Source organism: Enterococcus sp. S53, assembly GCF_016516865.1.
Classification (GTDB): Bacteria; Bacillota; Bacilli; order Lactobacillales; family Enterococcaceae; genus Enterococcus_D; species Enterococcus_D innesii.
In genome coordinates this window covers 24809-38403 of record NZ_JACVUH010000010.1, presented here as the reverse complement: position 1 = coordinate 38403, position 13595 = coordinate 24809, and the positions used below count along the sequence as shown (strand labels likewise).

Annotated in this window: 10 protein-coding genes and 1 pseudogene; 10 read left to right on the top strand and 1 reads right to left on the bottom strand. The window is 43.6% G+C overall.

Features of this window, described 5'->3' with window-relative positions; all coding sequences use genetic code 11:
- Nucleotides 1-37 precede the first annotated feature (37 nt).
- Nucleotides 38-4264: a 2-hydroxyacyl-CoA dehydratase gene (locus IAE45_RS12595; RefSeq protein ID WP_200125940.1), complete on the top strand. Its 4227-nt coding sequence runs from the start codon at nt 38-40 to the stop codon at nt 4262-4264.
- A 198-nt stretch (nt 4265-4462) separates the two neighbouring features.
- Nucleotides 4463-5170 (top strand): GntR family transcriptional regulator, encoded by a 708-nt coding sequence (locus IAE45_RS12590; protein ID WP_005228765.1) that lies wholly within the window; start codon nt 4463-4465, stop codon nt 5168-5170.
- 200 nt (nt 5171-5370) lie between these two features.
- On the opposite strand, the gene IAE45_RS12585 is transcribed toward IAE45_RS12590, so the two are convergent.
- Complete coding sequence (locus IAE45_RS12585) at nt 5371-6012, bottom strand: YigZ family protein (RefSeq protein WP_081118399.1); 642 nt, start codon at nt 6010-6012, stop codon at nt 5371-5373.
- A gap of 110 nt (nt 6013-6122) precedes the next feature.
- Here IAE45_RS12585 and IAE45_RS12580 point away from each other — a divergent pair, with 110 nt between their 5' ends.
- The 8 genes and pseudogenes from IAE45_RS12580 to IAE45_RS12545 all read left to right on the top strand — a co-directional run bounded on the left by IAE45_RS12580 (nt 6123) and on the right by IAE45_RS12545 (nt 13594).
- Nucleotides 6123-6416, top strand: coding sequence for a DUF7662 domain-containing protein (locus IAE45_RS12580; RefSeq protein ID WP_005237305.1), 294 nt, complete (start codon nt 6123-6125; stop codon nt 6414-6416).
- Between the two features lie 72 nt (nt 6417-6488).
- Nucleotides 6489-6809, top strand: coding sequence for a PTS sugar transporter subunit IIB (locus IAE45_RS12575; protein ID WP_005228768.1), 321 nt, complete (start codon nt 6489-6491; stop codon nt 6807-6809).
- A 106-nt stretch (nt 6810-6915) separates the two neighbouring features.
- The gene (locus IAE45_RS12570) at nt 6916-8226 is read left to right on the top strand and encodes a DEAD/DEAH box helicase (RefSeq protein WP_081118400.1); all 1311 of its coding nucleotides are present in this window, start codon (nt 6916-6918) and stop codon (nt 8224-8226) included.
- Nucleotides 8216-8899, top strand: a complete 684-nt coding sequence (locus IAE45_RS12565; RefSeq protein ID WP_200125938.1) for a ComF family protein — start codon at nt 8216-8218, stop codon at nt 8897-8899. Before IAE45_RS12570 ends, IAE45_RS12565 begins: the two co-directional genes overlap by 11 nt.
- 137 nt (nt 8900-9036) lie before the next feature.
- Nucleotides 9037-9594 (top strand): ribosome hibernation-promoting factor, HPF/YfiA family, encoded by a 558-nt coding sequence (gene hpf / locus IAE45_RS12560; protein WP_005237301.1) that lies wholly within the window; start codon nt 9037-9039, stop codon nt 9592-9594.
- Between the two features lie 182 nt (nt 9595-9776).
- The gene (locus tag IAE45_RS12555) at nt 9777-10724 is read left to right on the top strand and encodes a LacI family DNA-binding transcriptional regulator (protein WP_140965685.1); all 948 of its coding nucleotides are present in this window, start codon (nt 9777-9779) and stop codon (nt 10722-10724) included.
- Nucleotides 10725-10879: 155 nt separating this feature from the next.
- Nucleotides 10880-12144 (top strand): annotated as a pseudogene (locus IAE45_RS12550) (extracellular solute-binding protein).
- A gap of 160 nt (nt 12145-12304) precedes the next feature.
- Nucleotides 12305-13594, top strand: a complete 1290-nt coding sequence (locus IAE45_RS12545) for a carbohydrate ABC transporter permease (protein ID WP_077453540.1) — start codon at nt 12305-12307, stop codon at nt 13592-13594.
- Nucleotide 13595: the final 1 nt, after the last annotated feature.

The following is a 13595-nucleotide window of genomic DNA, read 5'->3' as shown; positions in this document are numbered from 1 at the left end:
GATAATCAACAAAGTGTTGTTTAGATGGAGGCAACAAATGAAAAAATATAAAGCGGGTATCGATGTCGGGTCGACAACAGTCAAGATGGTTCTGTTAGATGAAGGCAATCAAACGTGTTTTTCAAGATATGAACGGCACTATGCAGATATCCAGAAGGCAGCGGAAAAAATCATTAGAGAAGCGCAAGAAGTGATCGAAGATCAGCCGCTGGCGCTGGCGATTACCGGATCGGGTGGGATGGGTCTGGCGGAAGTTTTGCGGATCCCGTTTGTCCAAGAGGTCATCGCTTGTACCAAAACAGTTGAGACAATGATTCCCGAAACTGATGTGGCTATCGAATTAGGCGGCGAAGATGCGAAGATCACCTTTTTTGAAGGGGCATTGGAGCAGCGAATGAACGGCAGTTGTGCCGGTGGCACGGGTGCGTTTATTGATCAGATGGCGGTTTTATTGAAAACGGATGCCAATGGGGTCAATGAACTAGCCAAAGATTATCAAACTCTTTATCCGATTGCCTCACGCTGCGGGGTCTTTGCCAAAACCGATGTGCAGCCGCTGATCAATGAAGGAGCGGCAAAAGCGGACATTGCGGCGAGTATTTTTCAAGCGGTGGTCAATCAAACGATTGCTGGCTTAGCTGCTGGTCGTAAAATCAAAGGCAAGGTAGCCTTCTTAGGCGGTCCACTGACGTTTATGTCGGAATTGCGTCAACGATTTATCGATACGTTGAACCTGCAAGAAGCAGATATCATTTTTCCCGAGAATCCAGAACTGTTTGTAGCGATGGGGGCCGCACTGTATGCAGAAGAAGAGCAACAGCTTTCCGTGCTATTGGCCCGCTTAGCCAACGGAGAAGATGGCAAACTCGCGCCAACTGATACATTAGCCCCATTGTTTAAAGACGAGGAGGAATTGACTGCTTTTCGTGCTCGCCATGCTCAAGCGGTGGCCACAGAAAAAGCGTTGTCTGAGCATACAGGCGCTACATATCTAGGCATCGATGCAGGATCAACCACAACGAAAGTGGTTTTGATCAATGATGCAGGGGAATTATTGTTTTCTTTTTATGGCAATAATGAAGGCGAACCGTTAGCGACAACGATGGCGGTTTTACAAGAGCTTTATTGTCAGATGCCTTCTGACGTTTACATCGCAAAGTCAACGATCACAGGTTACGGCGAGCACTTGATCAAACATGCACTGAAAGTCGATATCGGTGAAGTTGAAACGATGGCCCATTACAAAGCTGCCGAACATTTCCAGCCGGGGGTTGATTTTATCCTAGATATTGGTGGGCAAGACATGAAGGCGATGACGGTCAAAGATGGCGCGTTATCTTCGATTCAATTGAATGAAGCCTGTTCCTCAGGATGCGGCTCGTTCATTGAGACCTTTGCCAAATCTATGAATCAGGATGTCAAAGAATTTGCGTTGGCAGCGACAAAAGCCCAAGCACCGGTTGACCTTGGTTCGCGTTGTACCGTCTTTATGAACTCAAAAGTGAAACAGGTCCAAAAAGAAGGGGCTTCTGTTGGCGACATTTCAGCCGGCTTGTCTTACTCGGTCATAAAAAATGCTATCTATAAAGTGATCAAGGTTCGGCGACCTGAAGACCTCGGCGAGAAAATCGTCTGCCAAGGAGGGACTTTCTATAACGAAGCGGTTCTGCGCGCTTTTGAATTGATCAGCGGCCGTGAAGTCGTTCGACCATCGATCGCCGGTTTGATGGGGGCATATGGTGCTGCTTTGATCGCTTTAGAAGAAGCAGCCCATGACGATGTTAGTACGTTGTTGTCTCCTGCAGAAATGGCCGATTTCCAAGCAGAAAAAGAATTTACGAATTGCGGTCTATGCGAAAACAATTGCTTGTTGACGGTGACCCTCTTTTCTGACGGTCGAAAATTTATTACCGGGAATCGCTGCGAACGTGGTGCGCGAATCAAAATCAAGAAAGAAGACCGCAAAGTCAATCTTGTGGATGAAAAATATCGCCGCTTGTTTAAGTACCGTTCCTTACGTAAAAAAGAGGCCGTCCATGGCGAAATCGGCCTGCCAAGAGTATTGAATCTTTATGAAAATTATCCGCTTTGGCATACCTTTTTCACCAAGTTAGGGTTTCGAGTAACGTTGTCGCCACGTTCCAACAAAGAACTATATGAGCAAGGGATTGAAACGATTCCTAGTGATACGGTTTGTTACCCAGCCAAACTAGCCCATGGACACATCCAAGCACTGATCGATCAAAACGTACCGTTGATATTTTATCCAGGGGTCATTTTTGAGCGACTAGAGAACACTGCCGCTGAGAATCATTTTAACTGTCCGATTGTGCAAAGCTATCCAGAAGTGATTCGTAACAACGTCGATGCGATTCGTGAAGGGGCGGTTGACTACCGCTGTCCGTTTTTGAATTTGGCGGATGAAGCCTCAATGGTCAAAACTTTAACGAGTACTTTTCAAGATTTTGGTTTTGTAGAAGAAGAAATTGCCCAAGCCCTACGCAGCGGTTTCGAGGAGCTGGACCAGTTCAAGGCAGATATTGCGCAACGGGGAGAAGAAACGCTACGTATGCTGATGACGACCAATCAAAAAGGGATCGTTTTATCTGGAAGACCGTATCATTTGGACCCTGAAATCAACCATGGGATTGCAGAAGTCATTACCCAAGAAGGCTTCCATGTATTGACTGAGGACAGTATTGCTCATTTAGCAAATGTCGGCGATCTGCGGGTTGTGGATCAATGGGTCTATCATTCGCGATTGTATGCGGCAGCTCGAGTGGTCGCGAAAAACAAACAATTAGAACTGGTTCAATTAAACTCATTCGGTTGCGGGATCGACGCAGTCACTACTGATCAAGTCGAAGAGATTATGGCGCAGTATGGGAAGTTATATACGGTGTTGAAAATCGATGAGGGAGCGAACCTTGGGGCAATCCGGATTCGGTTGCGTTCCTTGAAAGCAGCAGTCAACGAACGGGACAAACAGCACTTTGTACCTAAAAAGCAATACGAGGAACCGGCAAAGATCATTTTTACCAAAGAGATGCGCAAGCAGCACACGCTCTTATTGCCGATGTTGAGTCCCATCCATCAAAGCGGGTTAGTCGATGTTGCTTTGCAAGCTTCTGGATATCAAGTGGTCTGTCTACCTAGTGAAGATCGTGAGGCGGTTAATGTCGGTTTACGCTTTGTCAATAATGATGCGTGTTATCCGGCGATCATTTCCATTGGACAGCTAGTAGAAGCATTGCAAAGCGGAAAATATGATGTTGAAAATACCAGTGTTTTGATGACCCAGACGGGCGGCGGGTGTCGTGCAACGAACTATATTCCTTTGTTACGTAAAGCACTGAACGATGCAGGATTCCCACAAGTGCCGGTGGTATCTATTTCGATGGGCAACACCGGGGTTGAATCAAATCCGGGCTTTCGCTTTACCTTACCGATGATGAAGCGTTTGGCGGTGGCATTTTTATACGGAGATCTCTTTGAACGGGTCGTTTATCGCACCCGTCCGTATGAGCAAGAAGCAGGGGCTGTCGATCGGCTCCATCAAGAATGGCTGGAAAAAATTGCCAAAAACGTTCGTAATGGCTCCTTCAGTCTGTTTAATCGCAATATGAAAAAAATCATTCAAGCCTTTGATCAAGTGCCCCTAACAGATATCAAGAAGCCGCGTGTCGGAGTCGTGGGAGAGATTTTAGTGAAATATTCACCGACAGCTAATAACGATGTCGTTCGCCTGTTAGAAGCAGAAGGAGCGGAAGCGGTCGTACCGGATATTGTCGGCTTCATGAATTATTCCCTCTACAATCAGATTTGGCGCTACGAGCATTTGGGGATGGCGAAGAAAAGTAAAATGATCGCTGATTTTGCGATCATGGCGATTGAAAGGCTCCAAAAACCGATGGATAAAGCACTTAGGGCGTCAACGCGTTTTGATGGTATCCATTCGATCCATCAGCTTGCGGAGCAAGCGAGCGAGATTGTTTCCATCGGCAATCATACGGGAGAAGGCTGGTTCTTGACCGGTGAGATGATTGATCTGTTGGAAAATGATGTCAACAATATCATTTGTCTGCAACCATTTGGCTGCCTGCCTAACCATGTAGTAGGAAAAGGTGTTATGAAAGAATTACGTCGTCAATACCCACAGGCGAACATTGCAGCGATTGATTACGATCCAGGCGTCTCGATCGTCAATCAATTGAATCGTATCCGCTTGCTGATGGCCACTGCTAATAAAGCGCTGGCTGAATAAATTCCCAAGTCAGCGACCGAACCAATTTAAAAGCAAAGAAACTGCTCTTGTTTGGACAATTTGTGATAACTTCTTTTTCTGCCTATAAAATGGGGAAAGAATTCGCACAAATTGAGAAAAACAGAGCAGTTTTTGCTTTTTTTATTAGCTATTTAGGTATATACCAGTTATAATAGGAGGGGAACGGAGGAATGTGTAGTGGTGGAAAAATTACCTGTTTATATCCAGATTCATGATCAAATTAAAGCCAATATCGAAAACAATACATACAAAATCGGGGATCGTCTGCCTTCAGAACGGGAGTTGTCGAAACAATTCGGCGTGAGTCGCATGACGTTGCGACAAGCGATCCAAACCTTAGCAGATGAGGGGATTCTTGAGCGTAAAATCGGTTCCGGCACTTATGTGGCTCGCCAAAAAGTACAGGAAAAAATGACGGGCACGACGAGTTTTACCGAAATTATGAATTCTCTTGGTCGTAAGCCTTCTAGCAAAGCGGTCGCTTATTTCTTAACTGCACCTAGCTCCAGTGAAATGGAAAAGCTGCAATTAGAAGGTCACGAAACGATTTTACGGATGGAGCGGATTCGGTATGCGGATGATGTGCCGATCTGTTTTGAAGTCGCGAGTATCCCTGAAAAGTTTATTCATGACTTTAGCAAGGAGGAGATCATCTCTTCCCTCTATAAAGTGTTGGAAGAAAAAGGACAGCGGAAAATTGGTGGTGCTTCGCAAACGATCTCAGCCATGGTCGCTTCCGAGCAAATTGCGGATTACTTACAAATCAAACGCGGCGATGCGATTTTACGTATGCGGCAAATCACTTCATTTGAAGATGGTCAACCATTTGAATACGTGCGTACCCAATATGTTGGTAATCGTTTTGAATTTTATATGGAAAAATAACCTGTCTCTTCCAATTGGCAACAAAAAGCCCAAAAAAGCCGAAAGGACCTTACGAGCGTATCTGCTGTTGCTTAGCGTCGCTGGGTGAATGACCGTTTCGGCTTTTCAAATATTTGGGCTTCCTGCATTGGTTGTAGCAAACTTGGCAGCGTCCTCCTTGAGGAAAAGAGCACACACTGGAAGGTCTTTAGTAAGCTGGCTTACTCTATTGACTGCTCGATCAAGCGTTCTACATATTCGGTAGTCCCTCTGGTCAATTGCACTTGACCTTGTAGCAAATCGATCAGAGCGGCTTCTTGGTCGGCAAGTACTGCTTCAGGAATCATTAAGGTGACAACGATTTTCTCCGTATAAGCAATATCTTTTATATAGATATTCTGAAGTTCTAAGTAGTTTTGGAGCTTGCCTAAAAGGGGATACTCGATGGTCAAGGCAAGTTCTTGATGCAAAATACCCTCGACGATTCCTACCTCTTTTATTCCAGCAGAGGCCGAACTTGAATAAGCGCGAATCAATCCACCAGCACCCAGTTTCGTTCCACCGAAGTAGCGAGTAACAACGGCGATCACATTGATCAGTTCGTTTTTCTTTAAGACTTCTAAAATCGGTACCCCAGCGGTGCCGCTAGGTTCACCATCATCACTGCTGCGTTGGATCTCATGGTTTTCACCCAATACATAGGCGCTGCAATGATGATTTGCCTTCCAATGCTCTTTCTTGAGGGCTTGAATAAACGCTTTGGCTTCGTCTTCTGATTGAATTCTTTTTAATGAACAGAGGAAACGCGATTTTTTGATTTCTATTTCTGTTTCTCCGTCTTGTCGAATCGTTCGATAAGTCACGCGTACGATCGCCTCCTTTATGTTTCTAGTATAGGCAATCGGAAGGAAAGTTACAAATAGAAGAAAGAAACAGGTACGAACATAGACCCTAAAAAGAGGAGGCATTTGCTTTGGGTAGACGCAAAAAGTACGATACGATCACTCACTATTTAAAGAACAACGGCGGTTCGCAAATCACCTTAACGTTTACGCAGTTTGATGAATTTCTTTTCCCCGCATCCGGTTTGCCCAAAAGTGCCCGCACCAGTAGCGATTGGTGGGCGAATGATTACCGCCATCCAGAAAATGGGGCGTATGCGTGGCTGAATGCCGGCTACGAGGTAGTCCTCGTCAATTTAAAAAAAGAGTATGTCGTTTTTAATCGTTTAGTAAAATCAAACTGGTTGCTGGATAGAAAGCGTTGACAAATTTCAAACTTGTTCTATACTAGAGATAGGAAATGTTATCTTATTCTTAAAATTCAAGGAGTGTTCGATATGGCGAAAAAAACAATTATGTTAGTTTGTTCTGCAGGAATGAGTACAAGCTTATTAGTAACGAAAATGCAAAAAGCAGCTGAAGCAAAAGGATTAGAAGCAGATATTTTTGCAGTTTCCGCATCAGAAGCAGATCAACATTTAGAAAGCAAAGACGTAAATGTTTTATTATTAGGACCACAAGTTCGTTTCATGAAAGGCGATTTTGAGAAACGTCTAGCGCCAAAAGGAATTCCATTAGAAGTAATCAACATGGCAGATTACGGCATGATGAACGGCGAAAAAGTCTTAGATCAAGCCTTGACATTGATCGGCGAATAATCAGGACCTACTTTTGAAGCAAACAAGAAATCTGTAATCGGTTCAAGTACTTTTTGAAAAGTACTTGAACCGTTTTTTTTGCGTACTTAAAACTGAGGTGTATGTTATGACTAATCAAAAAGGAAGACAATTTTTTGTTTTAGATGAAACAATGAGTATAGGAAAACCCTTTGATTCTCGACCGGCAATGCTCGAGCAGGGGAAGAGAATCGTTTGTCAGCGTTGCGGATCTTCCCACCACAAGCCGTCGGTGCAATTACCGATAGGCTACTATTACTGTCCAACTTGTATTCGCTATGGTCGGATCACATCAGATGGCCAACTTGTAATTCAACAAACGGATCTTCCAGCCTTTGATCACAAGATCGTTTGGCCAGGAGTGTTGACTTCGTTTCAGCAAAAAATTTCTCAGCAACTAGTAGCAAATTGTCGACAAAAGAAATCGTCTCTTGTTTGGTCAGTCACGGGTTCAGGGAAGACCGAGATGATCTTTGAAACGATCCGCCACGTACGGCAAGAAGGTGGTCGTGTGGCGATCGTCTCGCCACGGATCGATGTCTGTCGTGAACTGTTCCCCCGGATTCAACAAGCGTTCCCACAAGAGGAAAGCCTGCTCCTTTATGGGAAATCAGAAGAGCCTTATCGTTATACAACGATCCTTATTGCCACCACTCATCAGCTACTGCATTTTTATCGCAGCTTTCAACTGATCGTGGTGGATGAGGTAGATGCATTTCCCTACGAGGGCGATGCGCAGCTGCGTTACGGATTATACAATGCCTTGGCAGAAAACGGGTGTCTGATCTATTTAAGTGCGACGCCTTCAGAACGGCTGCTGCAAGAAATTCGTGGAAAATTCGCTGTGTTGAAAATGCCGTTGCGGTTTCATCAGCGTCCGCTGATCGTTCCCAAACCTATTCAATATAGCCGCTGGGCGCAGGCTTATCGCAAAAAACGTTGGCTGCGACCATTGCTACAGCACTTGCAGCGGTTGGTTAAAAAAAACTTTGTCTTGGTATTTTGTCCAAGTATTCAGCTGATGAAGGAAATGGAAGGGGCTGTCCTCAGGCAAGAAGCATCATGGCTCATCACTAGTGTTTCTTCACAAGATGAAAAACGGAGGGAAAAAGTCCAATCGGCGCGCAGCCAAATGTACAAGGTGTTGTTTACAACGATGATTTTAGAACGAGGCGTAACGTTTGAAAATGTCTCAGTGGTGGTACTGGGAGCCAATCACCCGGTCTTTACAAAATCGGCGTTAGTACAAATCGCTGGCCGTGTCGATCGCAAAGGTGCGTTTACAGAAGGAGAAGTCATTTTTTTCTACGACCAAATGACAGAAGCGATCCGTCAAGCAATTAAAGAAATCAATGAGATGAACCAATTAGCAAGGAGCTGGTTGACTGATGGAGTGTAGTTGGTGCCAAATATTTTTTCCAAGAGAGATAACGATCATTGAGCTGTTGGCTCCTTGGCGCATCCCCGAAAAAGAATTATGTCCACAATGCGCTCAGCGATTTACCGTGATCGATTGGCAAAGCTGCTGCCCAACATGTGGCAAAAAGGATACCATTTCCTGCAGTGACTGTCTCTTTTGGGCGAAAACCTGTCCCATGATCTATTTGCAGCATCGGGCACTGTTCGCTTACGATCAAGGGATGAAGGCGTGGATTCACGAATACAAATTAATGGGAAACTATCAGTTGCGGGAGACCTTTGCTGCGGCCATCAGACAAAAGATCAACAACTTTGAATACGATTGTTTGATACCCATCCCGCTATCGGCAGAACGTTACCAGCAGCGAGGGTTTAATCAAGTGACCGCTGTGCTGGACGCAGCCGGAGTCAAGTCGCAAGAATGGCTGGATAAAGTGGTTGATACCGCACCACAAGCTCAACGTTCTCGCAAGCAACGATTAGAGGAGGCCCAACCTTTTGCGGTGAAGCCGGATGTAGCATGTGAAATTAAAGGGAAAAAATTATTGTTGATCGATGATGTTTACACTACCGGTAGAACGTTATATCACGCAGCTGAAGCATTGCAGACCTTTGCCCCCCAGTCGATTCGATCCTTTTCCTTTGCCCGTTGAATCGTTATTTTGAAAACGCTTAAAGAAAATTGTTCGATTTACTAGGCAAATGACCAAGAGTTCGATATAATAGAGTTAAGAAGAAGAAAAGAGTGGTCCTTTTCCTTCTTTACTGGTAGACGAAAGGGGTAATTTTTATGTTTAGATATAATGTGCGCGGCGAAAATATCGAGGTAACAGAAGCGATCCGTGATTACGTCGAGAAAAAAGTAGGTAAATTAGAACGTTATTTTAATGATGTGCCGGAAGCAACAGCACATGTTAATTTGAAAGTATATACTGAAAAAACAGCAAAAGTAGAAGTAACGATTCCTTTACCATTCTTAGTTCTGCGTGCGGAAGAAACCTCACCTGATCTATATGCTAGTATCGATTTGGTTGTTGACAAATTGGAACGCCAAATCCGCAAATTTAAAACAAAAATCAACCGCAAATCTCGTGAGACAGCGTTGGTTCCGCCAACAGATGGTGATTTGTTCACAACTGAAGCAAATGATGAAGAAAACAATGGTTCTGAATTAGACATCGTACGTACAAAACGTTTGTCTTTAAAACCAATGGACAGTGAAGAAGCTGTTTTACAAATGAACATGCTTGGACACAACTTCTTTATCTTTGAAGATGCGGAAACGAATGGAACGAGCATTGTGTATCGTCGAAAAGATGGCAAATACGGGTTGATCGAAACAGATTAACAAGTGTTGAGTCTTTTTCTCGACACCCCAAAAAGTCTTTTTTGACAGAGTAGCTGAGAAGCTGCTCTGTTTTTTTATATTGTCTATAGAGGGAGAAATTCTTTTTATATCTAAATCCTTTCAAGTTATCTTTTAAATTAATGTGTTATACTATAGATGAAATAATACAAGGAGAGTGAATCATGACTACGCTAGCAGATGTTGCTAAAAAAGCAAATGTTTCCGCAATGACCGTTTCTCGAGTGATCAATCATCCGGACAAAGTAACTGAAGAGTTAAAGGAATTAGTTCATCAAGCGATGCTTGAATTGGATTATCAGCCGAACATTGCTGCCAAATCATTAGTTTCCAAGCGTTCCCATATCATCAAAGTGTATATCTTAGAGGAGATGGATACGACAGAACCTTACTATATGAACTTATTGGTTGGGATCGCTCGTTCTATCGGTAAAGCACACTATTCTTTGCAGCTGGTTACGACTGACGGGGTGGATCGTGGCCCAGCAGATGGCAGTATCATTACGGGCTTTCGGCAGGCTGACATGGACTGGATAAGAAATTTAAGGAAGCCTGTGGTGTTATTTGGTGAAAATGAAGCTGGGTTCAGTTTTGTCGACAGTGACAACTACCAGGGAATCGTTTCTGCATGCAAACATGCTATCGAGGCCGGCTATCAACAATTGGTCTATATTGGTTTAGAGTTGGAAGAAGCGTTTACGAAAAGCCGAGAAAAAGGATACATAGATACAGTCACAAAAGCGGGACAAGCACCAAAAATCTATCGTTTCGACAATCGCTCTTCCGCCGCCCGCAAGTTTATCCAAACGCAGAATGAGCATTTAGTGAAAAACACTTGTTTTATCTGTGCTACTGATCGTTTAGCCTTAGGCATTAATCAAGGCTTGCAGTCGATCGGAGTGGAGGTGCCAGCTGATTTTGGGATCATCGGCTATGATGGCGTATTCCTTGATCAGGTAAGTTCGCCAAAATTGACAACGATGAAGCAAGCCATCGTGGAAATGGGGGAAGCTTGCGGCGAATTATTGATCCAAAAAATCGAACATAATGATACAAGCCAGCGACAACAGCGCTTTTTACCTCAACTGGTGGTTCGTGAATCCACAAGGTGAAAATTAAGCAAATGGTTGCGCAATTTCTTTTTGATTCTTCGATATCTTAATTTAAAGGCTTTTTCTATTTTTGTTATCGCTAACATTTAGAAAAGGTTTGCCATTTTAAGAAACCGGTTGCATAATGGAGTTACAAATTGCAGGAGGTAAAGAGGATGAAAGTGAATTGGAAAAAGGCAGCTTTAGGATTAGTTTCAGGAAGCGCATTGTTAGCGCTTGCGGCATGTGGTGGCAACAGCGGTAGTACCGATGGTAGCAATGCAGATGCAGGTTCAGGTAGCGATGAAAAAACGATCACGGTCTCTGTAGGCGCAGACTATATTGATTATATCAATGAAGTGAAATCTGACTTTGAATCTGAAAATGATGTGACCATCAACGTTGTAGAAATGGACATGTTCGATCAAATGGATGCGCTTCAATTAGACGGACCTGCTGGCAAAGGACCCGACGTTACGATGTCTCCTTATGACCGCGTGGGTCAAGTAGGATCGCAAGGGCATTTGGCAGAGATGACTTTGCCAGATGATGGCCGTTACAGCGATACAGACAAGCAACAAGTGACGATCGATGATAAAATCTATGGCGCACCAGCAATGATTGAAGCGGTTGTCATGTTTTATAACAAAGATTTGATCGATGAAGCGCCAGCAACATTTTCTGATTTAGAAGAACTAGCAAAAGATGATCGTTTTGCAGAAGGCGATGACAATGTTGGCTTCTTAGCTCGCTGGACAGACTTTTATTATACGTATGGTCTATTAGCTGGTTATGGTGGTTATGTCTTTGGGGATGAAGGAACAGATCCATCTGATTTAGGGATCAACAATGAAGGTTCTGTTGAAGCGATCACCTATGCAACAGATTGGTTCCAAAATGTTTGGCCGCAAGGAATGCTGGACGTATCAGCCAACGAAAACTTGATGTTGGATTACTTCAACCAAGGCAAAACAGCAGCTATCATCTACGGCCCATGGGGCGTGAACGGCTTTGAAGAAGCAGGGATCAACTATGGCGTAGCGAAAATCCCAACATTGAGCAATGGCAATGATTATGAAACATTTGGCGGAGGAAAAGCGTGGGTTGTTTCCAACTACTCACAAAACAAAGACGTTTCTCAACAATTTGTCGAGTATTTGACCAACGAAGCCAATCAAGAGAAATTGTATGAAATGCGTCATGATATTCCAGCAAACATTATGGCTCAAGAAACAGTCGCTGCTTCTGATGATCCAGTAGCAAAAGCAGTAATCGAGCAATACAGTGTTTCACAACCAATGCCAAATATCCCTGAAATGTCTGAGGTTTGGGTAGGGCTGAAAACATGCTATTTGATGCAGGTTCAGGTAATATGACTCCTCAAGAAGCAGCGGATAATGCTGCCAAAACAATCGAAGAAGCGATTGAGCAGAAATATTAATAAATAGCCGATTACGGTCTGTCATTCATGTCGACGATTCTATAGAGGATGTTTGTCAAAAGGATTCCTTGCAACGTAGCACGCAAGAAATTGCTTGATGAGATTGATTTCTATGGATCGTCGGCCGCTTGGCAGACTTTCGATTTTAAGGAGGATACATATGAGGACGAATTCAAAAGCCATGCAGACAGCGCTTCTTTCAATCATCCCTGGGGTGGGACAATTCAAAAATGGTCAGAAATTTAAAGCGGGACTCTTTTTTGCGGTCTTTCTAATTTTTCTTGGCGAAATGCTTTTGTTCGGTGGACAAGCATTATATAATTTTGTCACACTGGGATCCGTACCGATGGAACACAATTCTTTGTTCTTGTTGATCGAAGGAACGCTACAGGTCATCGTTACCGTTATTTTCATTATCTTTTGGGTTTTAAATATCAAAGATGCCTATCAAGTTCGCCAAAGTATTGAAAAAGGGTTCCCGGTGGCAGTTACGAGAAAAGAGTTTTTCAATAAATTGTATGAGGATGGTTTCGCTTATCTATTGACGATCCCAGCCTATCTGGTGATGATCGTAGCAATTATTTTTCCGGTAATGGTGACACTCTTCATGGCGTTTACCAACTATGATTTTCGACATATTCCGCCAGCAAACTTAATCGACTGGATCGGTTTTTCGAATTTTACGAATATCTTCACCTTAAGTTCTTACCGCGACACCTTTGTAAAAGTGTTTAGTTGGACGGTGATTTGGACCGTTTTAGCAACTACTCTGCAAATTACCTTAGGAATACTGACAGCAGTTGTTGCCAATCAAAAATTTGTGAAGTTCCGTCGGGTCTTCGGGGTGATTTTCTTACTTCCTTGGGCGGTGCCAGCGTTCATCACGATCATGAGTTTTTCGAACATGTTTAATGATACCGCTGGAGCAATCAATACTCAGGTGATCCCGCTATTGAACAACTTGCCTTTTGTTGATATTGGCAATATTGCTTGGAAAACCGACCCGTTTTGGACAAAGACGGCGATTATTTTGATTCAAGGGTGGTTAGGTTTTCCATATATTTATGTCATGGTCTCAGGGATTTTACAATCCATTTCTGAAGATTTATACGAAGCAGCCAAAATGGATGGGGCAAATGCGATTCAGCGTTTTCGCAATATTACGTTGCCGGCGATCTTTTTGGTGGCAGCACCAACCTTCGTTACGCAATACACAGGGAACTTTAATAACTTCTCCATGATCTATCTCTTTAACGAAGGTGGTCCAGGAAGTTTAGGCGGAAATGCCGGTTCGACAGATATTTTGATTTCATGGATCTACAAATTGACGACGGGTGGCTCGCCACAATATTCGATCGCATCTGCATTGACCTTGATCATTTCCTTTGTGGTGATCTCCATTTCATTACTGGTGTTTAAAAAGACGAATGCATTTAATATGGAGGACTGAG